This window comes from Nocardia gipuzkoensis, assembly GCF_021183645.1.
Taxonomy (GTDB): domain Bacteria; phylum Actinomycetota; class Actinomycetes; order Mycobacteriales; family Mycobacteriaceae; genus Nocardia; species Nocardia abscessus.
Window position 1 is genome coordinate 1,380,563 of sequence record NZ_CP089225.1, and the last position, 23,835, is coordinate 1,404,397.

The 23,835-nt window shown below is 69.0% G+C and carries 24 protein-coding genes; 10 read left to right on the top strand and 14 right to left on the bottom strand.

What is annotated here, in order from left to right; all coding sequences use genetic code 11:
* Positions 1 to 152: 152 nt before the first annotated feature.
* The gene (locus tag LTT66_RS06435) at positions 153 to 839 is read right to left on the bottom strand and encodes a TetR family transcriptional regulator (RefSeq protein ID WP_051046260.1); all 687 of its coding nucleotides are present in this window, start codon (positions 837 to 839) and stop codon (positions 153 to 155) included.
* Between the two features lie 66 nt (positions 840 to 905).
* On the opposite strand from LTT66_RS06435, the gene LTT66_RS06440 reads away from it, so the two are divergent.
* Positions 906 to 1,136 (top strand): helix-turn-helix domain-containing protein, encoded by a 231-nt coding sequence (locus LTT66_RS06440; RefSeq protein WP_233065150.1) that lies wholly within the window; start codon positions 906 to 908, stop codon positions 1,134 to 1,136.
* 197 nt (positions 1,137 to 1,333) lie between these two features.
* Here the strand turns inward: LTT66_RS06440 and purE are convergent, their stop codons facing one another.
* Both purE and LTT66_RS06450 read right to left on the bottom strand, forming a co-directional pair.
* Positions 1,334 to 1,849: a 5-(carboxyamino)imidazole ribonucleotide mutase gene (purE, locus tag LTT66_RS06445; protein WP_043688091.1), complete on the bottom strand. Its 516-nt coding sequence runs from the start codon at positions 1,847 to 1,849 to the stop codon at positions 1,334 to 1,336.
* Positions 1,842 to 3,062, bottom strand: coding sequence for a 5-(carboxyamino)imidazole ribonucleotide synthase (locus tag LTT66_RS06450; RefSeq protein WP_408638751.1), 1,221 nt, complete (start codon positions 3,060 to 3,062; stop codon positions 1,842 to 1,844). Before LTT66_RS06450 ends, purE begins: the two co-directional genes overlap by 8 nt.
* 39 nt (positions 3,063 to 3,101) lie before the next feature.
* Between LTT66_RS06450 and LTT66_RS06455 the strand changes: the two genes are divergently transcribed.
* Positions 3,102 to 3,641: a GtrA family protein gene (locus LTT66_RS06455; RefSeq protein ID WP_043688086.1), complete on the top strand. Its 540-nt coding sequence runs from the start codon at positions 3,102 to 3,104 to the stop codon at positions 3,639 to 3,641.
* A gap of 2 nt (positions 3,642 to 3,643) precedes the next feature.
* On the opposite strand, the gene LTT66_RS06460 is transcribed toward LTT66_RS06455, so the two are convergent.
* From LTT66_RS06460 to LTT66_RS06470, 3 genes are read right to left on the bottom strand one after another with little or no spacing between them, the layout of a single operon-like run.
* Positions 3,644 to 4,948 (bottom strand): sensor histidine kinase, encoded by a 1,305-nt coding sequence (locus LTT66_RS06460; RefSeq protein WP_233065153.1) that lies wholly within the window; start codon positions 4,946 to 4,948, stop codon positions 3,644 to 3,646.
* 1 nt (position 4,949) lies between these two features.
* Complete coding sequence (locus LTT66_RS06465; protein WP_181721001.1) at positions 4,950 to 5,627, bottom strand: response regulator transcription factor; 678 nt, start codon at positions 5,625 to 5,627, stop codon at positions 4,950 to 4,952.
* A gap of 17 nt (positions 5,628 to 5,644) precedes the next feature.
* On the bottom strand, positions 5,645 to 6,178 hold the full coding sequence (locus LTT66_RS06470) for a PH domain-containing protein (protein WP_233065156.1): 534 nt from the start codon (positions 6,176 to 6,178) through the stop codon (positions 5,645 to 5,647).
* Positions 6,179 to 6,337: 159 nt separating this feature from the next.
* On the opposite strand from LTT66_RS06470, the gene LTT66_RS06475 reads away from it, so the two are divergent.
* Positions 6,338 to 7,291 (top strand): acyl-ACP desaturase, encoded by a 954-nt coding sequence (locus tag LTT66_RS06475; RefSeq protein ID WP_233065159.1) that lies wholly within the window; start codon positions 6,338 to 6,340, stop codon positions 7,289 to 7,291.
* 67 nt (positions 7,292 to 7,358) lie between these two features.
* Here the strand turns inward: LTT66_RS06475 and LTT66_RS06480 are convergent, their stop codons facing one another.
* Complete coding sequence (locus LTT66_RS06480) at positions 7,359 to 8,165, bottom strand: biotin--[acetyl-CoA-carboxylase] ligase (protein ID WP_233065162.1); 807 nt, start codon at positions 8,163 to 8,165, stop codon at positions 7,359 to 7,361.
* A gap of 28 nt (positions 8,166 to 8,193) precedes the next feature.
* Positions 8,194 to 8,385, bottom strand: coding sequence for a hypothetical protein (locus tag LTT66_RS06485; RefSeq protein WP_233065164.1), 192 nt, complete (start codon positions 8,383 to 8,385; stop codon positions 8,194 to 8,196).
* 206 nt (positions 8,386 to 8,591) lie between these two features.
* Between LTT66_RS06485 and LTT66_RS06490 the strand changes: the two genes are divergently transcribed.
* The 3 genes from LTT66_RS06490 to LTT66_RS06500 all read left to right on the top strand — a co-directional run bounded on the left by LTT66_RS06490 (position 8,592) and on the right by LTT66_RS06500 (position 11,386).
* Positions 8,592 to 10,232 carry an acyl-CoA carboxylase subunit beta gene (locus tag LTT66_RS06490; RefSeq protein WP_181721005.1) on the top strand — a complete coding sequence of 547 codons (1,641 nt, stop codon included), beginning with the start codon at positions 8,592 to 8,594 and terminating at the stop codon, positions 10,230 to 10,232.
* Between the two features lie 201 nt (positions 10,233 to 10,433).
* On the top strand, positions 10,434 to 10,757 hold the full coding sequence (locus tag LTT66_RS06495) for an acyl-CoA carboxylase subunit epsilon (protein ID WP_408638752.1): 324 nt from the start codon (positions 10,434 to 10,436) through the stop codon (positions 10,755 to 10,757).
* The gene (locus LTT66_RS06500; protein WP_181721007.1) at positions 10,754 to 11,386 is read left to right on the top strand and encodes a nucleoside triphosphate pyrophosphatase; all 633 of its coding nucleotides are present in this window, start codon (positions 10,754 to 10,756) and stop codon (positions 11,384 to 11,386) included. The genes LTT66_RS06495 and LTT66_RS06500 overlap by 4 nt, the downstream gene beginning before the upstream one ends.
* Here the strand turns inward: LTT66_RS06500 and LTT66_RS06505 are convergent.
* Positions 11,315 to 12,091 (bottom strand): helix-turn-helix transcriptional regulator, encoded by a 777-nt coding sequence (locus LTT66_RS06505; RefSeq protein WP_233065166.1) that lies wholly within the window; start codon positions 12,089 to 12,091, stop codon positions 11,315 to 11,317. The genes LTT66_RS06500 and LTT66_RS06505 overlap by 72 nt on opposite strands.
* Before the next feature lie 169 nt (positions 12,092 to 12,260).
* Here LTT66_RS06505 and LTT66_RS06510 point away from each other — a divergent pair, with 169 nt between their 5' ends.
* From LTT66_RS06510 to LTT66_RS06520, 3 genes are all read left to right on the top strand, one after another.
* Positions 12,261 to 13,178, top strand: coding sequence for a sulfurtransferase (locus tag LTT66_RS06510; RefSeq protein WP_233069034.1), 918 nt, complete (start codon positions 12,261 to 12,263; stop codon positions 13,176 to 13,178).
* Positions 13,179 to 13,375: 197 nt separating this feature from the next.
* Positions 13,376 to 15,181 carry an acetyl/propionyl/methylcrotonyl-CoA carboxylase subunit alpha gene (locus LTT66_RS06515; protein ID WP_233065168.1) on the top strand — a complete coding sequence of 602 codons (1,806 nt, stop codon included), beginning with the start codon at positions 13,376 to 13,378 and terminating at the stop codon, positions 15,179 to 15,181.
* Positions 15,182 to 15,323: 142 nt separating this feature from the next.
* Complete coding sequence (locus tag LTT66_RS06520) at positions 15,324 to 16,262, top strand: patatin-like phospholipase family protein (protein ID WP_195067330.1); 939 nt, start codon at positions 15,324 to 15,326, stop codon at positions 16,260 to 16,262.
* A gap of 60 nt (positions 16,263 to 16,322) precedes the next feature.
* Here the strand turns inward: LTT66_RS06520 and LTT66_RS06525 are convergent, their stop codons facing one another.
* Both LTT66_RS06525 and LTT66_RS06530 read right to left on the bottom strand, forming a co-directional pair.
* Complete coding sequence (locus LTT66_RS06525; protein WP_233065170.1) at positions 16,323 to 18,413, bottom strand: serine/threonine-protein kinase; 2,091 nt, start codon at positions 18,411 to 18,413, stop codon at positions 16,323 to 16,325.
* A 128-nt stretch (positions 18,414 to 18,541) separates the two neighbouring features.
* Positions 18,542 to 19,942, bottom strand: a complete 1,401-nt coding sequence (locus LTT66_RS06530) for a serine/threonine-protein kinase (RefSeq protein ID WP_233065173.1) — start codon at positions 19,940 to 19,942, stop codon at positions 18,542 to 18,544.
* A gap of 201 nt (positions 19,943 to 20,143) precedes the next feature.
* Between LTT66_RS06530 and LTT66_RS06535 the strand changes: the two genes are divergently transcribed.
* Positions 20,144 to 20,488, top strand: a complete 345-nt coding sequence (locus LTT66_RS06535; protein WP_233065175.1) for a hypothetical protein — start codon at positions 20,144 to 20,146, stop codon at positions 20,486 to 20,488.
* A 33-nt stretch (positions 20,489 to 20,521) separates the two neighbouring features.
* Here LTT66_RS06535 and LTT66_RS06540 read toward each other — a convergent pair whose 3' ends face one another.
* The 3 genes from LTT66_RS06540 to LTT66_RS06550 form a co-directional block, all read right to left on the bottom strand.
* Positions 20,522 to 21,763, bottom strand: a complete 1,242-nt coding sequence (locus tag LTT66_RS06540; RefSeq protein ID WP_233065178.1) for a YVTN family beta-propeller repeat protein — start codon at positions 21,761 to 21,763, stop codon at positions 20,522 to 20,524.
* A 128-nt stretch (positions 21,764 to 21,891) separates the two neighbouring features.
* Positions 21,892 to 23,226, bottom strand: coding sequence for an L-lysine 6-transaminase (gene lat, locus LTT66_RS06545; RefSeq protein ID WP_233065181.1), 1,335 nt, complete (start codon positions 23,224 to 23,226; stop codon positions 21,892 to 21,894).
* Between the two features lie 65 nt (positions 23,227 to 23,291).
* On the bottom strand, positions 23,292 to 23,744 hold the full coding sequence (locus tag LTT66_RS06550; RefSeq protein WP_043688065.1) for an Lrp/AsnC family transcriptional regulator: 453 nt from the start codon (positions 23,742 to 23,744) through the stop codon (positions 23,292 to 23,294).
* Positions 23,745 to 23,835: the final 91 nt, after the last annotated feature.

Sequence of the window (23,835 nt, forward strand, 5' to 3'; positions counted from 1 at the left end):
TGGTCGTCGGTGGTGATCGCTGATTTCCGCCGAGCGAAGTCAGCGTATCGGCACTCAGTGCCACATCTTGGTCAAGTATACCCACATGGACGCTCTTCACATGCGTATACAGTGTGGCACTCAGTGTCAGATTGGTCGCACCCCGAGCCGGGTCACAGCGTACCGAGCTTGCGGACCAGCAGGTCCGCGATCTGCCTGGGCGGTGCGTCCCGGGGGAACACCGCGACGACCAGCTCGTCGGCGTTCGCGGCACGCCCGGCGCCGCGCGGAATCGCGGACAGCTCCACCCGCAGGTCCGCGGCGCCCGCGTCCGACTCTCCGCGCACCATCCGGCGCAGCAGATAGTTGTGCGTCGCCGTCACCGCGGCGGTGAACTGCACCCGCGCCAGATCGGGGACCTCGGGCAGCCGCTCGCGCAGGTAGTCGGTGAACAACCGCTCGTAGCGGAACACCGTGACGATCTCCCGCTCCCGCAGCGCGGGCACCCGGCGCACCACTTGATACCGCCGTGCCGCGATCTCCCGCCACTGCGTGAATCGCTCGAACACCAGCACCACCGCGGCGCACACCGCCTCCCACGGGTCCTCGCGCGACGCGGATAGGAACTCCGCAGCCTGCGCCAGCTGTGACTCGTGATCGGCGAAGATCACGTCCTCTTTCGACCGGAACTGCCGGAAGAACGTCCGCCGGGAGATTCCCGCCGCCTCCGCGATCTCGTCCACAGTCGTCGCCTCGTACCCCTTCTCGGCGAACAACCGCAACGCCTGATCCACCACCGTGAGCCGAAAATGCGCGGTGTCGTCGCCTCCCCGCGTCCGAGCGATATCCCCTGTAGTCACGCACCCACCGTAGTCAGGGGCCGAAGGCACAAGTTCCCCACGCCGGATCGTTTCGACTATTTCGCCGTGGTGCCCTCGTATGCCGAACTCACCACCCAGCAGGCAGCGGACATGCTGAACGTGTCGCAGCCCTTCGTTGCGGCACTCCTGGATACAGGCGAGATCCCGTCCCGCCTGGTCGGGCCGCACCGCCGAATTCGCTACGACGACTTGGAGCATTACCGGCGACGAGCCGATGCCGAGAGCCGGGCCGCGATGGACGAACTGGCGCTGCTCGGCCACGACCTCGGCATCTGACCACCAGCCGGTCGACTACAACGCGCCTTCCAGTTCGGCGCGGCGCTCGGTGACCCACCGGTGCGCGGCGCGGATGCGTGCAGGCACGCCATCCGCGCGTAGGCACATCATCGCGGGTTCGCCTGCCGCTGCGGCGGCTTCGATTCCGCGCTGGCATCGGTCCCCCACGCAGCGGAACTTCCCGCACCGCGTGCGGCTCAGCCCAGGAGCTTGGTGCGCAGTGCGTCGTCCTTCTCCAGGACCATCTGCTCGAGCCCGGCTTGGAACTGTTCCATACGGGTGCGCAGGGCTGGGTCGTGGGCGGCGAGGATGCGGGCGGCGAGCAGGCCGGCGTTGCGGGCGCCGCCGATGGAGACGGTGGCGACGGGGACGCCCGCGGGCATCTGGACGATGGACAGCAGCGAGTCCATGCCGTCGAGGTACTTGAGCGGGACCGGCACGCCGATCACCGGGAGCGGGGTGGCGGAAGCGACCATGCCGGGCAGGTGGGCCGCGCCGCCCGCACCGGCGATGATGACCTTCAACCCGCGGTCGGCGGCGTCGCGCGCGTAGTCGAGCATGCGCTGCGGGGTGCGGTGCGCCGAGACGACACCCACCTCGAAGCGGATACCGAACTCCGCCAGCGCCTCGGCGGCGGCCTCCATGGTCGGCCAGTCGGAGTCGCTGCCCATGATCAGGCCGACCGCCGGGGTCACAACCCCTGCTTCACTCATGCGGATCCCATCCATCGGTCCATACCGCGTGCGACATCCAGTGCGCCGCACGCTCGGCCTTCTCCCGTACCTCGGCCGCGTCGTCGCCGAGGATGTTGACGTGCCCGATCTTGCGGTCGGGACGCTCGCCCTTGCCGTACAGGTGCACCTTCGCCTCGGGAATCCGGGCGAACAGGTGGTGCAGCCGCTCGTCCATCGACATCGCCGGAGCCTGCGGCGCGCCGAGGATGTTCGCCATCACGGTGACCGGCGCCAGCGGCGTGGTGTCGCCCAGCGGATAGTCGAGCACCGCGCGCAGATGCTGTTCGAACTGGCCGGTGCGGGCGCCGTCCATCCCCCAGTGCCCGGAGTTGTGCGGGCGCATCGCCAGCTCGTTCACCAGCAGCTTCCCGTCGGTGGTCTCGAACAGCTCCACCGCCATGACGCCGACCACACCGAGTGCCCCGGCGAGGTTCAATGCCATGGTCTCCGCCGCGGCGGCCGTGTCCTCCGGCAGGTCGGGCGCGGGCGCGATCACCACGGCGCACTGCCCCTTGCGCTGCACGGTCTCCACTACCGGCCAGGTCGCCGCCTGCCCGAACGGTGAACGGGCCACCATGGCCGACAACTCTCGTTTCAGGTCGATCTTCGCCTCGGCGAGCAGCTGCACGCCGTGCGCGAGCTGGTCGGTGACGATCGCCGCGGCGGCCTCCGCGGACTCGGGCATCCACACGCCACGCCCGTCGTAGCCGCCGCGCACCGCCTTCAGCACGATCCGCCAGCCGTGCTCCTCGCCGAACCGCACCGCGTCGTCCACCGAGGTCACCGGCGTGAACGCGGGCACGGGCAGGCCGAGCGTGCTCAGTTTGGTGCGCATCGCCAGCTTGTCCTGCGCGTAGACCAGCGCTCGTGGCGGCGGCTGCACATTCACGCCCTCCGCGACCAGCGCCTCCAAGTGCTCGGTCGGCACGTGCTCGTGGTCGAAGGTCAGCGCGTGCGAACCGACCGCCGCCTTGCGCAGGGCGGTCAGGTCGGTGTGGCTGCCGAGCACCACCTCCGGGCTCACCTGGGCGGCCGGGTCCTCGGGGTTCTCGGCGAGCACGCGCAGCCGCTGGCCCAGCGCGATCGCCGCCTGGTGGGTCATGCGCGCCAATTGACCGCCACCGATCATGGTCACGGTGGGCATGGCGGATGGATCGAAGGAACGTGCGCTCACGTCGGACAATATTGTCATGTCCGGCGGGAATGATCGGTACCGGTACACTCCGGTCTTGTGTCATTCGTCGACGACGTGGTCAGCGTCCTCCCCAAGCCGCTGCAGGATATCGCGTACCGGCATCGGGAATTGATCAAGTTCGCGATCGTCGGCGCGACCACGTTCGTGATCGACAGCGGCATCTTCTACGCACTGAAGTGGACGGTGCTCGCGGAGAAACCGGTGACGGCCAAGATCATCTCCGGCGTCATCGCGGTCATCGCGTCCTACATCCTGAACCGGGAATGGTCGTTCAAGAATCGCGGCGGCCGGGAACGGCATCACGAAGCGCTGCTTTTCTTCGGCGTCAGCGGTGTCGGCGTCGTGCTGGCCTTCACGCCGCTGTGGATCTCCAGCTACGTCTTCGACCTGCGCCAGCCCAACGTGAGCTTCACGGTCGAGAACATCGCCGACTTCATCAGCGCCTTCGTCATCGGCAATCTGCTGCAGATGGCGTTCCGTTTCTGGGCGATGCGCCGCTGGGTCTTCCCGGACGAAATGAGCGAACTGGAAGCCGAATTCGTGGATCTCGTGGAAGAGGAACTCGGCCGCAACTGAAGTCACCGCGGCTCGGGCGCCCCCGCGTTCGCCGGCCGGACCTTCGAGGACCCGAGGAACACCGCGAACAGCGCGGGCCTGCGCCGCTGCAATTCCAGCCGCCCGCCGTCCGCCTCGACCAGCGCTCGCGCCAGCGCCAGCCCCACACCGGTGGAACCGCCCGCGGAGAAGCCCCGATCGAAGATGTGCGGCGCCAGCTCGTCGCGCACCCCGTGGCCTTCGTCGGCCACCTCCACGCACACCAGCGGCTCGCGGCCCACTCCCGGCCGCACCGTGCGCACCGACACCGTGCAGGTCCCGCCGCCGTGCATGAGGGCGTTGTCCACCAGCACCGCCACCGCCTCGCGCAATCGCGACCCCGTGATCGGGGCGCGCAGCGACTCGTCACCGGTGAGGGTGAGCGTCCGGCCCGCCTCGGTGAACGGGTGGGTCCATTCGGCGACCACCCCGCGCAACTCGGCCATCACCGGCACCGGATCGCGATCGGCCGCGTCTTCGTCGCGGGAGGCGCGGACCAGGTCGTCGATCGCGTCGGTGAGCCGGTCGACCTGGGCCATCGCCTCCTCGGCCTCGTGCACCACCTCCGGATCGGCGTGCGCGGACAGCTCGTCCAGCCGCAGCCGCACGGCGGTCAGCCTGCTGCGCAACTGATGTGAGACGTCCGCCACCAGGGCGTGTTCGCGCTGCAACCGTCCGGCGATCTCCACGGTCGCGGAGTCGAGCACGTCGGAGACGCGGTCCAACTCCGCGATGCCGTGCCTGCGCGGGTCGGGCCGGAAGTCACCCATCGCCAGCCGCGCCGCGCGCGCCGCCACGTCCCGCAGCGGGTCGGCCACCCGCCGCGCGGTGACCACCGCGACCGAGACCGCCGCGCCGAGCGAGGCGAGCACCGCCAGCGCGACCACCGCGACCGCCTGGCGCTGCATGGCGTGCATCGGGGCCGAGGGCACCTCCAGGCGCAGCGACCCGGACGTGCCCATCGACAGCGACTCGATCAGCGGGTCCGCTACCTCGGCCACCCCGATATCGCGGCGCGAGGCGTTGTCGGTGCGCGATGGATAGACGATGGTGAGCCTGCCGTTCTCGGGCACCAGCGGCGCCACCGAACGGATGTCCAGCTCGCCGGACACCATGCCGTCGCGCTCCTGCGCGATGATCTCCGCGGCGATGCGGTCCAGCCGGTTCTGCAGGTCGTTGCGCGTGATGTCCTCCACCCACAACCACGCCGTGTAGATCAGCGGCACACCGAGCACCACCGTGGTGAGAGTCAGCACGGTGAGCATCGAACGCAGGATGCGGCGGCGCACGTCAGTCGGTGTTCAGCCGGAATCCGACACCGCGAACGGTGACGATGCGGCGTTCCGCCATGGGCCCCTCGTCGCCGATCTTGCGGCGCAGCCAGGACATGTGCATGTCCAAGGTCTTGGAGCCGCGCAACTCCGCGTGGCCCCAGACCTCGCGCAGGATGGTCTCGCGCGGCACCACCTGTCCCGCCCGGTCGATCAGCACCTTGAGCAGCTCGTATTCCTTGTTGGCCAAACCGATTTCGACCCCGTTGACCAGCACCCGGCGCGCGGCGGGCTCCAGGCGGATACCGCCCACCTCGACCGTGTCATCGCCGATTCCGCTGCGCCGCAACAGCGCTCGCACCCGGGCGAGCAGCTCGGCGAGCCGGAACGGCTTGCCGACGTAGTCGTCGGCGCCCGCGTCCAGCCCGACCACGAAGTCCACCTCGTCGGTGCGCGCGGTGAGCATCAGCACGGCCAGGTCGGCCCCGCGGGCGCGCACCTGGCGGCAGACTTCCAACCCGTCCATGCCGGGCAGGCCGAGATCGAGGATCAGCAGGTCGTGGCCGCCTTCCAGAGCCCGCTGCAGCACGGCGGGGCCGAAACTCTCGACGGTCACCGAGTAACCCTCGCGGCCGAGCGCGCGCGACAGCGGGGCGGCGATGGCCTCGTCGTCCTCGGCCAGCAGAACAGCGGTCATACGCCCAGGTTACGGGCTCACCGGTAGCTGCGACGGTCGTCCCGGCCGTCCCGGTGGCGCTCCACCTCGAACACCTGGTGGTACAGCAGCGCGTGCACCTGCTGGACGGCCGGGATGTCGTCGTACTCCAGCGGCTCCGAGGAGGACGACTCGATGATCAGCGTGCCGGTGCCGAGCAACCGGTCGAACAGCCCGTGCCGGAATTGCACACTGGAGACCCGGCTCATCGGAATGTCGATGCCGCTGTGGGTGATCACGCCCTGGCGCACCAGCACCCGCCGGTCGGTGACGATGAAATGTGTCGACGTCCAGCTGACAATCGGTGCGAGACAACGCCACAGCAGAATCGCCACGTACACCACGAGCACCGCGAGCAGCAGCACCGAGCGTGTGGTGCCCTCGGCCTTCTGTGAGGCGAGCCCCCCTGCGAAACCGGCCAGCGCCGTGGCGACGATGAGCGTCACGATCGGCCAGAAAAGCATTTTCCAATGCGGATGGCGATGCAGCAGCAACTGTTCGTCGGGCGCCAGCACATCCTCCGGGTAACCCATGCCGAAAACCCTACCGCGTGAAGATCCCGGATCGGCTGACACCGCAGCGCGTCATACTGCACAATCAGCAGCCTGCGTGTGACTATTCCGCGCAGTGGCTCTCTGTATCGCGCAACGCCCGGATCACCATCATCACCGATTCCGACCGTGGAGGAACGCGTGACCAAGGACCTGACCCCGCTGCAAATCCTGACCGAACTCGAACCGGTCGCCGAGCAGAATCTGAATCGGCACCTTTCCATGGCGAAGGACTGGAATCCGCACGATTACGTTCCATGGAGCCAGGGCCGCAATTTCGCCGCCTTGGGCGGCGCGGACTGGGCGCTGGAGCAATCGAAGCTCAGCGAGGTCGCCCGGGTCGCCATGATCACCAACCTGCTCACCGAGGACAACCTGCCCTCCTACCACCGGGAGATCGCGCAGAACTTCTCCGAGGACGGCCCGTGGGGCGTCTGGGTGGACCGCTGGACCGCGGAGGAGAACCGCCACGGCATCGCCATGCGGGACTATTTGGTGGTGACCCGAGCCGTCGATCCGGTCGCCTTGGAAGAAGCCAGGATGATCCACATGAGCAACGGCGTCCAGTCGCCGGACGGCTGGGGCGGATTCCTGACAAGCGTCGCCTACGTCACCTTCCAGGAACTCGCCACCCGTGTGTCGCACCGGAATACCGGCAAGGCATGCAACGACGCCGTCGCCGATCGCATGCTGCAGCGCATCGCCGCCGACGAGAACCTGCACATGATCTTCTATCGCAACCTGTGCGGCGCGGCGCTGGACCTGGTGCCCGACCAGGCGCTGCCCGCGATCACCAAGATCCTGACGAATTTCCTGATGCCCGGCGCCGGGATGCCCAACTTCCGCCGCTACGGGGTGCTGATGGCCAAGCACGGCATCTACGACCTGCGCCAGCACTTGGAGGAGGTCGTTCAGCCGGTCCTCAAACAGTGGAACGTCTTCGACCGCACCGATCTCGGGCCACGCGGCGAGCAAGCGCGCCAGGAACTGGGCGAGTTCGTGGAGAAGCTGGGCAAGGACGTGATCAAGTTCGAAGAGCAGCGCGAGCGCGCGCTCGCCCGCGATGCCACACGCGGCATCGGCCAGTACGCCTGAGGCCCACCGCGCGCTGTCCGGTCGGCGGGCGATCCGGGGAGCGCGCGCCCGGCGCCGGTCGGCGCGCTCAGTACTGCGCGCGCAGATGAGTAACGTCGCCCGCGGACACCGCTTCGCCGCCGATGAGCAGGCGGCCGTAGTCGTCGACGTCCGCGGCGACGCCGGTCAGTGCCCGGCCGCCGGGCAACTCGGCGCGAACCTCGGTGCCGATCGTGGCGCACCGCTCACGGTAGGCGGCGGCCAGTTCGTCGATCGCCCAGTCCGCGTCACGCCAGGCGGTGAAGCGACGGGCGAACTCGGTCAGCAGCGATCGCACCAGCACCGTGCGATCGGTCTGCCGCGCGCCGGCGAGGGTCAGCGAGGTGGCGTGCGGCACCGGCAGTTCTGCTTCGGTGAGACTCACGTTGAGCCCGAGGCCGATCACGACGGCGGGCGCGCCACCGCCCGCGCCCGCCGCGACCTCGGCCAGGATCCCCGCGACCTTACGGCCCTCGATCAGCACGTCGTTGGGCCATTTGAGTTCCGCGGCCACGCCGGCCGTGGTCCGCAGCGCGTCGACCACGGCCACGCCGGTCAGCAGCGCCAGCCAGGCGAGCGAGGCCGGGCCGATCCCGGGCAACCGCACCAGCAGCGACATCGCGAGCTGAGCACGGGGCGGGCTGACCCAGCTCCGTGCGTGCCTGCCGCGACCCTGCACCTGGGTCTCCGCCAGCAGAACGACGTGGTCGGCGTCCGGATCGGCCGCCCGCGCGATCAGGTCCGCGTTGGTGGACCCGGTCGACTCGACCACGTCGATCCGCGAGAAGAACGCCAGTTCGGGCGACTCGACGGCGCTGCGCCGCAACTGCTCTGCATCCAACGGTGGCCTCTGCACACCGGCAGGCTACTCGCAGTCGACGGCACTACCCGGCCAGGTCGTACCCGGAGACGATCGGGTCGCGTGCCGCCATGCCCGCGCCGTCGCCCTCCTCCGGCTCGCCTTCGGCGGTCTCGGCCCAGTACTCCGGATCGCCGTACTTCGGCGTCGTTTCGGTGGTCTGCGTCCACGCCGTGGCGGCGCCGTATCCGGCGAACGCTCTACCCCATTCCCACATGACGCGCTCCTCCCCTGAGCCCGGAAATCCGTCGCCCCCACGCTATCCGGACCCCACCGGCGAGCGATACTCATTTTCCGCCTTCCCAAGCCTGCTACCGACCAGGAAGTTTGTCTGAGAAATTTGATCTAGCTGCGGTTTTCTACTCGCCGGTAGCACGGTCTGGGTTAGTAAGGACGCACTGGTACTGGTTACACTCCGAAGCCATGACGAGTGTCCAGCAGCAGCCCGCGTCAGGTCCGGCGGGCTCCCCCGATATCCACACCACCGCCGGGAAGCTGGCTGACCTGCGGAATCGGCTGGAAGAGGCCAAGCACCCGATGGGTGAGGCCGCGGTCGACAAGGTGCACGCGAAGGGCAAGATGACCGCCCGCGAGCGCATCCTGGCCCTGCTGGACGAGGGTTCCTTCGTCGAGCTCGACGCCCTGGCCCGTCATCGCAGCGTGAACTTCGGGCTGGAGAACAACCGTCCGCTCGGTGACGGCGTGGTGACCGGTTACGGCACCATCGACGGCCGCGACGTGTGCATCTTCAGCCAGGACGTCACGGTGTTCGGCGGAAGTCTCGGCGAGGTCTACGGCGAGAAGATCGTCAAGGTGATGGACCTGGCTTTGAAGACCGGCCGCCCGCTGATCGGGATCAACGAGGGCGCGGGCGCGCGCATCCAGGAAGGCGTGGTCTCCCTCGGCCTCTACGGCGAGATCTTCCACCGCAACATCCAGGCCTCGGGCGTGATCCCGCAGATCTCGCTGATCATGGGCCCGGCCGCGGGTGGGCACGTGTACTCCCCCGCGCTGACCGACTTCGTCGTGATGGTCGACGGCACCAGCCAGATGTTCGTCACCGGCCCGGACGTCATCAAGACGGTCACCGGTGAGGACGTCACCATGGAGGACCTGGGCGGCGCGCACACGCACATGACCAAGTCCGGTGTGGCGCACTACGTCGCCTCCGGCGAGCAGGACGCGCTGGACTACGTCAAGGATCTGCTGTCCTACCTGCCGAGCAACAACCGCGCCGAGGCGCCGCGGTTCCCGGCCACCGACCCGATTCCGGGCGCGATCGAGGACTCGCTCACCGACGAGGATCTCGAGCTGGACTCGATCATCCCGGACTCGCCGAACCAGCCCTACGACATGCACGAGGTCATTCGTCGCCTGCTCGATGACGACGAGTTCCTCGAGGTGCAGGCCGAGCGCGCGATGAACGTCATCGTCGGCTTCGGCCGCATCGACGGGCGCAGCGTCGGCATCGTGGCGAATCAGCCCACCCAGTTCGCGGGCTGCCTGGACATCGACGCCTCGGAGAAGGCCGCGCGGTTCGTGCGCACCTGCGACGCGTTCAACGTCCCGATCATCACTCTGGTCGACGTGCCCGGGTTCCTGCCCGGCACCGGGCAGGAATACAACGGCATCATCCGGCGCGGCGCGAAGCTGCTCTACGCCTACGGCGAGGCCACTGTGGGCAAAATCACGATCATCACTCGCAAGGCCTACGGCGGCGCCTACGACGTCATGGGTTCCAAGCACATGGGCGCGGATGTGAACCTCGCCTGGCCGACCGCGCAGATCGCCGTCATGGGCGCTTCCGGCGCCGTCGGATTCGTCTACCGCAAGCAGCTGCAGCAGGCCGCCAAGGAAGGCGGAGACGTCGATGCGCTGCGGCTCGAGCTGCAGAACGAGTACGAGGACACGCTCGTGAACCCGTACGTCGCCGCCGAGCGCGGATACGTGGACGCGGTGATCCCGCCGTCGCACACCCGCGGCCAGATCGTGTCCGCGCTGCGACTGCTCGAACGCAAGATGGTGACCCTTCCGCCGAAGAAACACGGCAACATCCCGCTGTGATCTAGCGATACCCTCGATAGGCCGCGCACAAAGGGTGGCATCAGACTCGGTACCACTTACCCTGGCGTGTACCGCCTTGTTGCGAAGAGGCAACAAGTGAATCCGAGGATGATCGCTTCATCCATAGCTTGCCGGAAAACGGGAACAGCCTGATCAGTTCACCTGATCGAGGCGAAGAGAGGACCTGGCACTGTGACGACCGTGGCAGAAGAAGATGTGTTGAGCGCCGTCGAGCTGGATCTCACAGTCGACCCGATCGCGGACGAGGGCGGTGCGACCACCTCGAACGCGGCCGCGCTACCCGCCGAGGCCACCGCTGAGCCGTTCTTCCGTGTCGTGAAGGGCTCGCCCACCGACGAGGAGCTCGCCGCGCTGGTGTGTGTGCTGTCCGCGGTCGCGAACGGCACCGCGCCGACCGGCCCCGGCGGCCCGCCCGACATGTGGGGCCGTCCCACCCTGATGCACCGCGGCTCTTCGCCGTTCTCCCCGTACGCCTTCCCACAGTTGTCCCATCTGCGCGGGTGACCCGCCTCATCCTGGCTTCCGCGTCCCCGGCCCGCCGGGAGGTTCTCCGCTCGGCGGGCATCGACCCGATCGTCCGGGTCTCCGCCGTGGACGAGGACGCGGTCGCCGCCGCCCTTCCGCAGGGCACGCCACCCCAAACGGTGGTGGTGGAGCTCGCCCGCGCCAAAGCGGCCGCTGTGGCCGCCGACATCCCCGAACTGGCTGCCGATTGCGTTGTGGTGGCCTGCGATTCGATGCTGCTCGTCGACGGCGAGTTGCAGGGCAAGCCGCACACACCGGAGGTCGCCCGCGCTCGGTGGGGTGACATGGCAGGGCGCAGCGCCGATCTGGTCACCGGTCACTGCGTGCTGCGGATGCGGGACGGCCAGATCACCGCGGAAGCGGTCGACTGCAGCAGCACCACCGTGCATTTCGCCAAGCCGGAACCGGACGAGCTGGACGCCTACATCGCGACCGGCGAGCCGCTCCAGGTGGCGGGCGCGTTCACCCTCGACGGGCTCGGCGGCTGGTTCGTCGATCGCATCGATGGCGATCCCTCCAGCGTCATCGGCATCGGGCTACCACTGCTGCGCCGACTGCTTGGCGATATTGGGATCGGCGTTACGCAACTGTGGGGCCACACGGCCTGACGGCGCGGTCAACGCCTCGGCGTCACCGCCCGTGGACATCGTCGCCGCGTCCGCGGCCTCCTCGCGCCGCGCGGCGATGAGTTCCAGTCGAGCCACGCACAACTCCGGCTCGACGAAAGGATGCATCCGCACGTCGATCGCGCCGCGCGCGCCGCCCCGGTCGAGCACCTCTTCGATCAGGCCCAGGTGCACACCGCACACCACCTCGGAGTGCGTCCGCGCGAGTTCGCGCAGCGGACACGCCGTCAGCCGGATCAGCACCTTGCCCTCGGTCTCGGCGGACGGGTCGCGCTCGGGCGCGAAGCCGAGTTCGGACATCAGCGTGATGGTCAGGTCCTTGGCGTCTTCCAGCGACTCCACCCGATGATCGCCGACGTCGAGTCTGGAGCCCCACGCGCGGCCCGCCGCGACCGCGGCTTCCGATCTGCGCCGCGGATCGGGGCCGAGCTGATCGGCGAGCACCTGCGCCAGATCCTGGTAGCCGACCGATCGCTGCACCGCGCTGTACCCGATGCGCGGACGCCCGCGGCCGCGCGGCGGCTGCTGGAACTGCCGGACCAGGGATTCTCTGGTGAGCACATCGAGGTGGAACCGGACCGTGGTGACGTGCTGTCCGGTGATTCTGGCCAGTTCCTGGGCGTCGAGAGGCTCGCTGGCGCCACGTAGGATCGCGAGCAGTCGCCGCCGCGGCCAAGAATCGGACATAGCTCACCCCTCCTCCCGGGAGACTTTATCGGATGTAGGTGCCCTTTATTCGGCCCTCATCCGATTTGTGATCTGAAACGAGAGTCACTGTCGACTCACACCTACCATCGCTGTGAGACTCCGAACCGCTGCCACCACCGTCCACCCATGCGTGAAGGACCCTGACACCGTGCCCGTCGCCCCGGACCCTCATCCCTCACTCGGTTCCTACGCACATCCTCACCGACTAGTAACCACGGAGTGGCTGTCGGCAAACATAGGCGCGCGGGGACTCAAGATCATCGAGGCCAACGAGGACACGCTGCTCTACGACATCGGGCACGTTCCGGGCGCCACCAAACTGGATTGGCGAAGCGATCTGAACGATCCGGTCACGCGCGACTATATCGACGGAACCCGCTTCACCGAACTGATGCGCGCCAAAGGGATAGAACGTGACGACACAGTCGTGATCTACGGGGATCGGGACAACACGCAGGCGGCGCACACGGCGTGGGTGTTCACCCTGTTCGGACACGAGGATGTGCGGCTGCTCGACGGCGGGCGCGCGGCCTGGATCTCCGAGGGGCGCGACACGACCTTCGAGCCCGACTACCCGGCGCGCAGCGGCTATCCGGCCGCGCGCCGCGACGACAGCACCTTCCGCGCCTTTCGCGAGGACGTGCTCGCCCACCTCGGCAAGCCGGTGATCGACGTGCGCTCGGCCGAGGAGTACTCCGGCGCGCGCACCCTGGCACCGGGCACCCCCGAGGAGGCGGCGTTGCGCGGCGGCCATATCCCCAGCGCGTCCAATATTCCGTGGGCCGAGGCGCTCAACGCCGACGGGCGATTCCGATCGCGCGCCGAACTCGGCGAGGTATACGGCGCCTTGACCGATCCGGACGAGGTGATGGTCTACAGTCGAGTCGGCGTGCGATCCAGCCACAGCTGGTTCGTGCTGACCTACCTGCTCGGGCGTCCGGGCGTGCGCAACTACGACGGTTCCTGGACCGAGTGGGGCAACTCCGTGCGCATGCCGATCGCCAAGGGGAACGAACCGGGCGAGGTACCCCCGCGGAGTGGTGCGCGACGCATGCGGAGCAGGTAGGGCCGGGCGAGGTCCCAAACACAGCCCGCATACGTTGTGATCCGCGACCTACTGCTCAGTAGGACTGGCCGAGTGCGGCGTCTGTTGGCAGACTGCCTACACTCGCCCCAGACGTAAGTTTGTCGATCACGGGAGCGGAGCCTACAGCAACCCATCCCCCGGCGAAGCGACCAAAAAGAATGCACACAGGAGGCTCAGTGCCCAGCCATGCCAGCGCGCGGATCACGAAGGTACTCGTAGCTAACCGAGGCGAGATCGCCGTGCGCGTGATCCGGGCGGCCAAGGACGCCGGTATCGGCAGCGTCGCGGTCTACGCCGAGCCGGACGCCGACGCCCCGTTCGTCAAGCTCGCCGACGAGGCCTTCGCCCTGGGCGGACAGACCTCAGCCGAGTCGTACCTCGTGTTCGACAAGATCCTCGACGCCGCCGCCAAGTCCGGCGCCGACGCCATCCACCCCGGCTATGGCTTCCTGTCCGAGAACGCCGACTTCGCCCAGGCCGTCATCGACGCCGGGCTGATCTGGATCGGCCCCTCGCCGCAGTCCATCCGCGACCTGGGCGACAAGGTCACCGCGCGGCACATCGCCGAGCGGGCGAAGGCGCCGATGGCCGCGGGCACCAAGGACCCGGTCAAGGACGCGACCGAGGTCGTGAAGTTCGCCGAGACCTACGGCGTGCCGGTCGCCATCAAAGCGGCGTTCGGTGGTGGTGGGCGCGGCATGAAGGTCGCGCACTCCATCGAGGAGATCCCGGAACTGTACGACTCGGCCGTGCGTGAGGCGACCGCCGCGTTCGGTCGCGGCGAGTGCTTCGTCGAGCAGTACCTGGACAAGGCCCGCCACGTCGAGGCGCAGGTCATCGCCGACAAGCACGGCAACGTCATCGTCGCAGGCACCCGCGACTGCTCGCTGCAGCGGCGCTTCCAGAAGCTCGTCGAGGAGGCCCCCGCGCCGTTCCTGTCCGACGAGGTCCGCGGGAAGATCCACGCTTCGGCCAAGGCCATCTGCAAGGAAGCCGGCTACTACGGCGCGGGCACCGTCGAATACCTGGTGCAGGGCGAGACGGTCTCCTTCCTCGAGGTGAACACCCGCCTGCAGGTCGAGCACCCGGTCACCGAGGAGACCGCAGGCATCGACCTGGTGCGCCAGCAGTTCCGCATCGCCAACGGCGAGAAGCTCGAGATCACCGAGGACCCCACCCCGCGCGGGCACTCCTTCGAGTTCCGCATCAACGGCGAGGACGCCGGCCGCGGCTTCCTGCCCGCCCCCGGCCCGGTCACCGTGTACTCCGAGCCGTCGGGCCCCGGCGTGCGCGTGGACTCCGGCGTGGTGGCAGGCAGCGTGATCGGCGGACAGTTCGACTCGATGCTGGCCAAGCTGATCGTCACCGGCGAGAACCGCACCCAAGCGCTGGAGCGGGCGCGGCGCGCGCTGGCCGAGTTCGAGGTCGACGGCCTGGCCACGGTCATCCCGTTCCACCGCGCGATCGTCGAGGACCCGGCGTTCATCGGTGACGGCGAGAAGTTCGAGGTCTACACCAAGTGGATCGAAAACGAATGGGTCAACACCATCGAGCCGTTCGCGGGCGCGGGTGTTCCGGCCGAGGAGGACGAGGACGAGCCGCGGCAGAAGGTCGTCGTCGAGGTCGGTGGACGCCGGGTCGAGGTGTCGCTGCCCGGCAACTTCACCGTCGGCGCGGGCGCGGCCGGCGCGGCGGGCAACGGCGCGGGTGTGATCCGCAAGAAGCCCAAGCCGCGCAAGCGTGGCGGCGCGGGCGGCGGCGCGGCCTCCGGTGACGCGGTCACCGCTCCGATGCAGGGCACCGTGGTCAAGGTCGCCGTGGAAGAGGGCCAGACGGTCGAGGCGGGCGATCTGATCGTGGTGCTCGAAGCCATGAAGATGGAGAACCCGGTCAACGCCCACAAGGCGGGCGTGGTCACCGGCCTGTCCGTCGAGACGGGCGCGGCCATCACCCAGGGCACGGTTCTCGCAGAGATCAAGTAATACCGGCGAAGACCGCACGGAGCGGGCGCGTGACGACGGAGTCCGCGCCCGCTCCCACTGTTTACGAGGTGGTCCTCGCCTGGTCACGTGCGCTGCCTCCGCCGGACCCGATCCGCACACTGTGGTGTCGTATCGTGATCCGGTGACCAGCTCGACAAGCGTCTCCCCCGTCGCGGAGCTGCTCCGCGCGCGCCGTGCCACCTCCAGCCGCGCCGACGGTCACCGCTTGGCGCTGGTGGTGGAGGGTGGCGGCAGCCGGGGCGTGTACTCCAGCGGCATGGTGTCCGCGCTGGAGGAACTCGGACTCGCCGGGGTGTTCGACGCGGTGTACGGCACGTCGGCGGGCGCGATCAACGGCGCCTGGCTGCTGTGTGGGCGCGCCATTCCCGGCATGCGCTCCTGGACCGATCCGGTGATCATGCGCCGCGCCATCGACCCGGCCCGCCTGCTGCGCGGCCGTCCGGCGTTCGATCTGCGGTATCTCGTGCACCAGGTGTACGACGGCGTCGAACCGATGGATTTCGAGGCGATCCTGGCCAACACCACGACGTTCCATCCGATCGCCACCGATATCCGCACCGGGCAACCGGTGGATCTGCATCCGCACATCACCGACAAGCGGACGCTCATGCGCGCGTTGCGGGCGTCGGCGGGCCTGCCCATCCTGGCCGGTCCACCGGTCGCCCTGGGCGACTCGGCCTACTTCGACGGCGGCCTCTCCGAAACCGTTCCGATCCGCACCGCGGTCCGGGCGGGCGCCACCCATGCCGTGGTCCTGCGCACCCGGCGAGTGGACGAAAGGCGTCCGCCGGCTTCGCGCCTGCACCAGATCGTCGGCGGCGGCTATCTGCGCGCGGTGGCGCCCGGCGCGTACCGGGCCTGGCTCGAACGCCCGCGCCAGCAGGACATCGAGGACCGGGCGCTCGCCGGTCTGGGCGACTCGGTCCTGCAGATCCACCCGCCCGCGGGCTCTCCCGATATCGACAGCGCCACCCGCGACACCACCCTGCTGGCCGCTGCCCTGCAGATCGGCCGCCGAGCCGTCCTCAGCGCGCTGTCCGCCGTCCTGCCCGCCGTCTGACCGCTTTCGCGCGTGCTCTGCTTCGCGGAGCGCAGCGCGACAGCGGCAGTGGGAATGCGGTCAGTCGAGGCGGACTCGGACGCCGTTGGACAGCACGAAGTCGTGCAGTTCGAGGTGCCCGGGAGTGGCGGTCGCGGGGAGGTCGAAGACGAGCTGGGTGGTCGCGGATTGCCCGGGACGCAGTTCGAAGGAGTAGCCGAGGCGCTGCTGGGTGTTCTGCCATATCGTGGCGGTGGCGTTGTGGTCGAAGGCGGTGCTCTGCGTGTCCAGCAGGCGCTGGCCCAAGGGGAGGAACCACTTCGTCTCGTCGGAGATATTGCGCACGGCCAGTGTGACGATCAGGAACGAGCCCGCGGCCGTCTGTAGCCCGACCCGTGACACGCCCGCGTCGACCTTCGTCACGACGAACTCGAACTTGCCGTCGCGAACGGGTGTGCCCACCGCCGGGTCGGGCGCGCGATCATCGCCGGGCGGTCCCGGATGCTCCACCGCCACCGCTGAAGGCGGCAGTGCAGGCCCGGGCGTGCCCGCGTCGCCGGTTCTGCTGCCCGCCGCGATCAACGCGACGCAACCTGCCGCGAACGCGAACGGGGCAAGGAAGACGACGACCAGCGCGCCGATCATCTTCGACAGCAGGCCGCGGCGGCGGCGCGGCCGTCGGCGCGGGACCGGGACGCCCGGCCGCCGCTGTGCGGACGGCGGATAGCCCGGTCGCTGCACCGCTGGGAAAACTTTCCGCGCCGGTAGCCCCGGCCTCGGATACGGCGGTACGACCGGACCCGGCTTCGGGGTCAGCACGCGCGACCGCAGCGCGAGCAACCGTTCATGCCAACCCGGCTGTCCCCGCCGGGCGGCTCCAGCGGCAGACCCGTTTTGATACCACCGCCGTGCCGCTGGATAAGGCTGCCCGGCAAACGGATAGCCATTGCCCGCGGGACGCTGCGGATCGGCATACCCCCGCACCGACGAGCCAGGATTCGAAACGTGCCCGCCCGGTGCGGGATTCGGGCTGGGCGTGACCGTAGACCAGTCGAGCTTGGTCGCCACGAGCGTCGGGGTCGGACCCGGCTCCGGCAACACTTTGGTCGGGTGAGGCGTTTGCCGCCGTTCCGGCTCCGCGGCCACGGGTCCCGGTGTGCCGCCTTCCGCGACAGCGGATTTCGAGATCGGCGTCGAATGCCGCTCTCCTGCGGCCGGATTCGCCGGACCGGCGCCTTCGGGCCGATACGCGTCGCTCCTCTGCGGCGGCACGGCTGCCCCGGCTACCTCCGGCACCGGCTTTGTCGGCGGACGACGCGATCCGAACGGCGTCGGCGGCACGGCTCGCGAGTCAGGCGCGAAAGCGCCGATCGCGGCGCGCGCGGCCGCCGCGAATTCTCCTGCGGTGGAGTACCTTTCGTTCGGCTCCTTGGCCAGCCCGCTGGCGATGACGGCGTCCAGCGCGGCGGGGACGGCGGCGCACACCGCACCGGCTCGTGGCGGCGCCGCCATCAGGTGGGCATGCATCTGCTGCGCGGGATCGGCGTCGCCGTAGAGCCGGGAGCCGGTGAGGCATTCGTAGAGCACGCAGGCCAGCGAGTAGACGTCGGCGCGTCCGTCCACCGTTCCGCCGAACCTTTCCGGCGCCATGTACGCGAGGGTGCCGATCGCCATGCCGGTGGTGGTCACGGCCGACTGGCCGAGAGCGTGCGCGATACCGAAGTCGATCAGGTAGGTGAAGCCGCTGGGATGGACCACGATGTTCGACGGTTTCACGTCGCGGTGCACCAGTCCGGCCCGATGCGCCACGTCGAGCGCGATGGCGACGTGCCCGATGATGCCGACCGCCACGGCCGGTGGCATCCGCCCCTCGGCCGCGAGCTTGCCCGCCAGGTCGTCACCCTCGACGAATTGCATGTCGATGTAGAGCCGTCCGTCGATCTCGCCGAATCGGTGGATCCTGGGTACATGCGGGTCGCGCAATTGCGCCACCGCCTCGGCCTCGCGCTCGAATCGCTTGCGGTATCCGCCGGTGGAGGCCAGGTCGGCGGGCAAGAGTTTCAACGCCACCCGCCGTGCCGCCGCCATGTCGTACGCCAGCCACACCTGCCCCATGCCACCCTTGCCGAGCAGCCGTTCCAGCCGGTAACCCGCGAATCGCACCTCCCCCATCGCGAACCTCCAGTCACCGTCGACGTCTGGTCGGCCGGCCTCCCGAAGACGTGGCCTCTTTCGGAGCGTAACCCCACCCCGCGTCACGCACCACTGTGTGCTGGACGACAGTCACGCGACGGTCCGGCCTACTTCTTCGGTTTGGGCTTGTCCCTGCCGCTGCCCTGGTTGGAATGGCCGGGTTTGCCCCGGTCACGCTTGTCGTCCGAGGATTGGGGCCCTGGCCCTGCCTCGTTCGCGCCGCCTTCGGCGCTCCCGGTGGCGACGCCGGTGGAGGCCGCCGTCGGCGGCAGCCAGCTCGCCCGCCCGGCCACCAGCGGAGTGCAGGTCAGCACGAGGCCGTCGACGGTGACGCTGTGCACGTCTACCGCCGGGTCACACGGCTGACCCGCACCGGGCACGACCAGCAGGGGCGCGGAGATCGGCACCGGCGCCGGTGTGGCCGGGCCATGCGACGGCAGAGCCGGTGGGAGCGCGCCTTCCTTCTTCGAGGACGGAATCGGGGATGCCTCCGGGCCCGCGTCGGCCACCTCGGGCCGGCCGAGCCACAGCGTCCCGGCGGCCGCCGCGGCGAGCGCCCCGAACGCCGCCAGCGCCAGGCGCGGACCGATGGACGCCCGCGCCCGGGGCGACGAGCCACCGGTCCGGGCCCCCCAGCGCGGTGGCGGCAGCACGGCGGTCGGCACCGACGACGACAGTTCGACCGTCGTCGCGTCGCGGCCCGTCACGGCCGCGTACCCCACCGACGCCAGTTCACCGGCGCTGGACCACCGCCGGGCCGGGTCTTTCGCCATGCCGCGCGCGATCACCGCGTCCAGCTCCGGCGGCACCGCCGGATTCAGCACGGACGCGAGCGGCGGCGTTTGCATGAGGTGGGCGCGCAACAGGCGCGGCGGGTCATCGCCGTCGAACGGCCTGCGCCCGGTAAGACACTCGTACAGGACGCAGGCCAGCGAGTACTGATCGGACCGGGGTCCCGACGTACCGTCGAACCGCTCCGGCGCCATGTAGGCCAGCGTGCCCACCACGGTGCCGGTGGCGGTGATCGAGGGCTGGTCGCTGCGGTGCGCGGTGCCGAAGTCGATCAGGTAGACCGTGCCGCCCGGCGTCACCATGATGTTGGACGGCTTGACGTCGCGGTGCACCAGGCCCGCGCGATGCGCGATATCGAGGGCGGTGGCCGTCTGCGACACGATCTCGATCGCCCGCTCGGGCGCCAGCCGCCCCTCGCGGCGCAGCAGCGCGGCCACGTCCGAGCCTTCGATGAACTCCATATCGATGTACAGGCGGCCGTCGAGTTCGCCGAAGGAATGAATCGGCACCAGGTGCGGCCCGCGCACCTGGGCGGCGAGCCGGGCTTCCCTGGTGAATCGCTGCCGGAATCTCGTATCCGCCGCGTATCCGGCGGCCAGCACCTTCAATGCGACGGCACGGTCAGCTCTGGTGTCGTGCGCGAGCCAGACTTCGCCTGTACCGCCGCTGCCCAGCAGCCGGTCGAGGCGGTAGTGGCCGAACCATAGCTCGTCCATCTCGATAGAACCTCCCGCTAGCCTTTTCCGCATGATCGAGCTACCCGAAATTCACGTCCGCACCGCGGAAAGCGCAAAAGCGACGTCGCGGCCATCCGATCATGTCCCAGCGAGGCCGCTCGGCGTCGCGGAATTCGCGGGAGCGTTTCCGGGTGCGCCGGCCGCCGCACCGGGCAGCGGGCACGGGACGGGTGAGCGCTGATGGAGCCGATCGAGATCAACGCGGGCGCGTGGTATCTGCGCGCGCTGCGCGCCGACGACCGCATCGATGACCGCCCCGCCTTGGCGGCGGGCGGCATCACCGAACCGGACTACGTGGCCCGGCGCACTGCGGGCTGGGCGGAGGAAACGCACTTCTCCTGGGCGGTCTGCGAACCGACGACCGCCGAACTGGTGGCCGAGATCGGGGTGACGCCCGCGAGTGACGGAACCGCGAACGTGCGCGGATGGGCGCGCCCAGGCCACGAAGCCGCGCTGGACGCCGGGCTGAAGTCCGTATGCCGCTTCGTCGAAGGCGGTTTGGGGCTGCGCCCGGTCACGTCCTGACCGGCGCACCGGGGTGTCGGTGGGACCGCGGGTTCAGCGCATGACGCCGGTGTGCCCGGTGGAGTAGCGTCCGGGCTGCGGCCAGATGGTGAGTCCGTGCGGGCCTTTGCCGACGGGGATGCGCGCCAGGAGTTGCCAATTGACGATGTCGATGGCGTACACCTCGCCATGGTGACGGCCGGATGCCCAGAAGACGCGCCCGTCGGTGGAGATATTGCCCATATCGGGACTGCCGCCTCCGGGCACGAACCACTTGTACACCAGCCCTTTCGCCGCGAAGTCCCACACCGAAACGCTGCCTTCGTGCCGGTTGGTGATGAGCATCCGGGCGGAATCACGAGTGATGTAGAGCCCGTGGGTCCCCTTGCCGGTGGGCACGAATCCGGTCTGGTCGAAGGTGTGCGCATCGAAGAGGTAGACGCCGTCGGCGGCCATGTCGGCGACGAAGAAGGTGTGCCCGTCCGGCGACAGCTTCACATCCTGCGGCTTGCCCGAGCGGCCGCCGGGCAGGTCGATCATTTTGACGATTTTGCGCTCGGCCACGTCGAAAGCCAGCATCCGGCCGATGAATTCGCACGATGCCAGGGCGAAGCGGCCGTCGGCGGTGAAGTCCATGTGGTCGACGCCCGCGCAGTCGGGCACCGCCATGGCATGCGCCTTCTGCCAGGTGAGCGGATCGTAGAAATCCAGCGACTTGTCCGCTTCCGCGACGACCAGCGCGTACCGGCCATCCGGCGTGTAGTACATGTTGTACGGATCGCGGACGGGAAAGGGTTCGCCCGGCTTGCCGGTCCGCGGATCGATCGGACGCAGGCTGCCGCCGCCCAGCGGCATGTCGTTGGTGACGTAGAGCGTCTGCATGTCATAGGACGGCACGACGTGCTGCGGCTCGAACCCGCCCGCGGGGAAGGTGTCGATCACCCGGAAGGTGCCCGGATCGATCACCGACACCGTGTTCGACCGACTGTTGGGCACGTAGACCAGCGGGCGATGGTCGGCCACGGTGGGGCTGAGCTCGCGGTTGGCCGCGTACACGTCGGTCGGTGAGAGCGGCGGCGGCATCCCGGGCAACAGATCGCGCATGTGCGGCGGGAACACATCGGTGGCCGGTTCGGCCGGGGTGGTCGGTGCGGCCACGGTGGTCCCGGCGGCCCGGCTTCCCTCGGTATCCACGGTGCCCGCGTCGCTGGCGGCGCAGCCCGCCACCGCGGACAGCACGACGAGAGGGACCACGAGGTGCGGCGCGCAGCATCGGTACGTGCGCTGTCGATTCACGTGCCGCACCTGCTCGGGGAGTGGTGAAGACGAGAGGACATGGCTGCGAAGCCTAGGAGGTGGATCCGGGATTCCGGCGGACCCCGCGCCGGAGCACACCGGAATGCCCGGATCATCCTGTTCGGACGCTATTCGAGGCTGGTCAGCACCCGATCGAGCGCGTCGACGGCTTCGTCGAGCTCGGCGACGGTGACCGTGAGCGGGGGACGGAACCGGATGCCCCGCTCACCGGTGCCCAGGATCAGCACGTGCTCGCGCTCGCGCAGCGCGGCGAGCACCTCGTCCCGCAGCCGGGACGACGACAGCGTGATCGCGCACATCAGGCCGCGCCCGCGCGGCTCGCTGACATCGAGGCGGCGGGCGGCCAGCGCGCCCAGCCGCTCGAGCAGGTGCGCACCCAGCGGACGGGACCGTTCGATCAGCTCGTCCCGCTCGAGCACCTCCAGGACGCGCCTGCTGCGCACCATGTCGGCGAGGTTGCCGCCCCAGGTCGAGTTGAGCCGGGAGCTGACCGCGAAGACGTTGCCGGACACCTCGTCCACGCGCCCACCCGCCATGACGCCGCACACCTGGGTCCGCTTGCCGAAAGCGACGACGTCCGGCTCCAAGCCGAGTTGCTGGTAGGCCCAGGTGGTTCCGGTCATGCCCACGCCGGTCTGCACCTCGTCCAGCACGAACAGCGCGTCGTTCTCGTGGCACAGCTGCTGCACGGCTTGCAGGAATCGCGGGCGCAGATGCCGGTCACCACCCTCGCCCTGGATCGGCTCGGCGATGAAACACGCTATGTCGTGCGGGCTTTCCTCGAATGCCCGCCGCGCCTGGGCGAGCGCGCACGCCTCCGCCTCCTCGACGTCGAAGGCGTCGGTGAGGTAAGGCGACTTGATGCGGGGCCAGTCGAACTTCGGGAAACGCGCGGTCTTCACCGGATCGGTGTTGGTGAGCGACATCGTGTAACCGGTGCGGCCGTGGAACGCCCCGGTCAGGTGCAGCACCTTGGAGCCGAGTTCCGTTGCGCGGCCGTGTGATTCGTTGTGCCTGCTCTTCCAGTCGAACGCGACCTTGAGGGCGTTCTCCACCGCGAGGCCGCCGCCGTCGATGAAGAACAGATGCGGCAGCCGCGGATCACCGAGCACCCGCACGAACGTCTCGACGAAGCGGGCCATCTCGACGGTGTAGATGTCGGAGTTGCTGGGCTTGTTCAGTGCCGCGGTGAGCAGTTCGGCACGGAACTGCGCGTCCTCGGCCAGGGCGGGATGGTTCATGCCCAGCGCGTTGGAGGCGAAGAAGCCGAACATGTCGAGGTAGGAGCTGCCGTCGCGTTCGTCGACGAGACGGCAGCCGCGGGACCGGTTGAGGTCGAGAACCAAGTCGAAGCCGTCGGCCAGAATGCTCGCCGACAAGATCTCACGAACCCGGGCGGCGGGGGTGACCGCCGGGCGGGTGCGTTCCAGTTCGATGGTCACGCCCCTGAGGGTACGTAAAAATTTACGGAACCTCTACAACAAAACGGATTAATTCCGAGCTAACCCTACCTGTCATAGAATGTCTGCAAGATGATGGTGCTCCGGGTTCGCACGTTGGCGGTGGCTCTGATCTCCTGGAGCAACTGCTCGAGGTGCCGCGGGGACGCCACTCGCACCAGCAGGACGTAGCTCTCCTCGCCGGCCACCGAGTGGCACGCCTCGATGCCGGGGATGTGCTGCAGGACCGCGGGAGCGTCATCGGGTTGCGACGGGTCGAGAGGAGTGATGGCGACGAATGCCGACAGCAGTTGGCCGAGCGCTTCGGGATCGACGTGCGCGGTATACCCGCGGATCACACCGCGTGCCTCTAATCGGCGGACCCGGGACTGCACCGCGGACACCGACAGACTCGCCTTCTCCGCCAGGTTCGACAGGGTGGCCCGTCCATCGGCCATCAGTTCACGAATCAGCAGGCGATCGATGTCATCGAGTACGGGTCTTGCCGGTGTATCCGCCATCAGCGAAGGCTAACTCAGCCGACCCGCCTCGTGTCCGAAACCTGACCTCCATCCTCCCGCCCTGTGGGACAGAAACGCCGCGACGCGGCCG

Coding starts and splice junctions, on each gene's coding strand:
- purE (WP_043688091.1), bottom strand. CDS start 1,849: ATGAGTGAAGCAGGGGTTGTGACCCCGGCGGTCGGCCTGATCATGGGC.
- LTT66_RS06450 (WP_408638751.1), bottom strand. CDS start 3,062: ATGACAATATTGTCCGACGTGAGCGCACGTTCCTTCGATCCATCCGCC.
- LTT66_RS06465 (WP_181721001.1), bottom strand. CDS start 5,627: ATGACCGCTGTTCTGCTGGCCGAGGACGACGAGGCCATCGCCGCCCCG.
- LTT66_RS06470 (WP_233065156.1), bottom strand. CDS start 6,178: ATGGGTTACCCGGAGGATGTGCTGGCGCCCGACGAACAGTTGCTGCTG.
- LTT66_RS06485 (WP_233065164.1), bottom strand. CDS start 8,385: ATGTGGGAATGGGGTAGAGCGTTCGCCGGATACGGCGCCGCCACGGCG.
- LTT66_RS06490 (WP_181721005.1), top strand. CDS start 8,592: ATGACGAGTGTCCAGCAGCAGCCCGCGTCAGGTCCGGCGGGCTCCCCC.
- LTT66_RS06505 (WP_233065166.1), bottom strand. CDS start 12,091: ATGTCCGATTCTTGGCCGCGGCGGCGACTGCTCGCGATCCTACGTGGC.
- LTT66_RS06525 (WP_233065170.1), bottom strand. CDS start 18,413: ATGGGGGAGGTGCGATTCGCGGGTTACCGGCTGGAACGGCTGCTCGGC.
- LTT66_RS06530 (WP_233065173.1), bottom strand. CDS start 19,942: ATGGACGAGCTATGGTTCGGCCACTACCGCCTCGACCGGCTGCTGGGC.
- LTT66_RS06535 (WP_233065175.1), top strand. CDS start 20,144: ATGGAGCCGATCGAGATCAACGCGGGCGCGTGGTATCTGCGCGCGCTG.
- LTT66_RS06550 (WP_043688065.1), bottom strand. CDS start 23,744: ATGGCGGATACACCGGCAAGACCCGTACTCGATGACATCGATCGCCTG.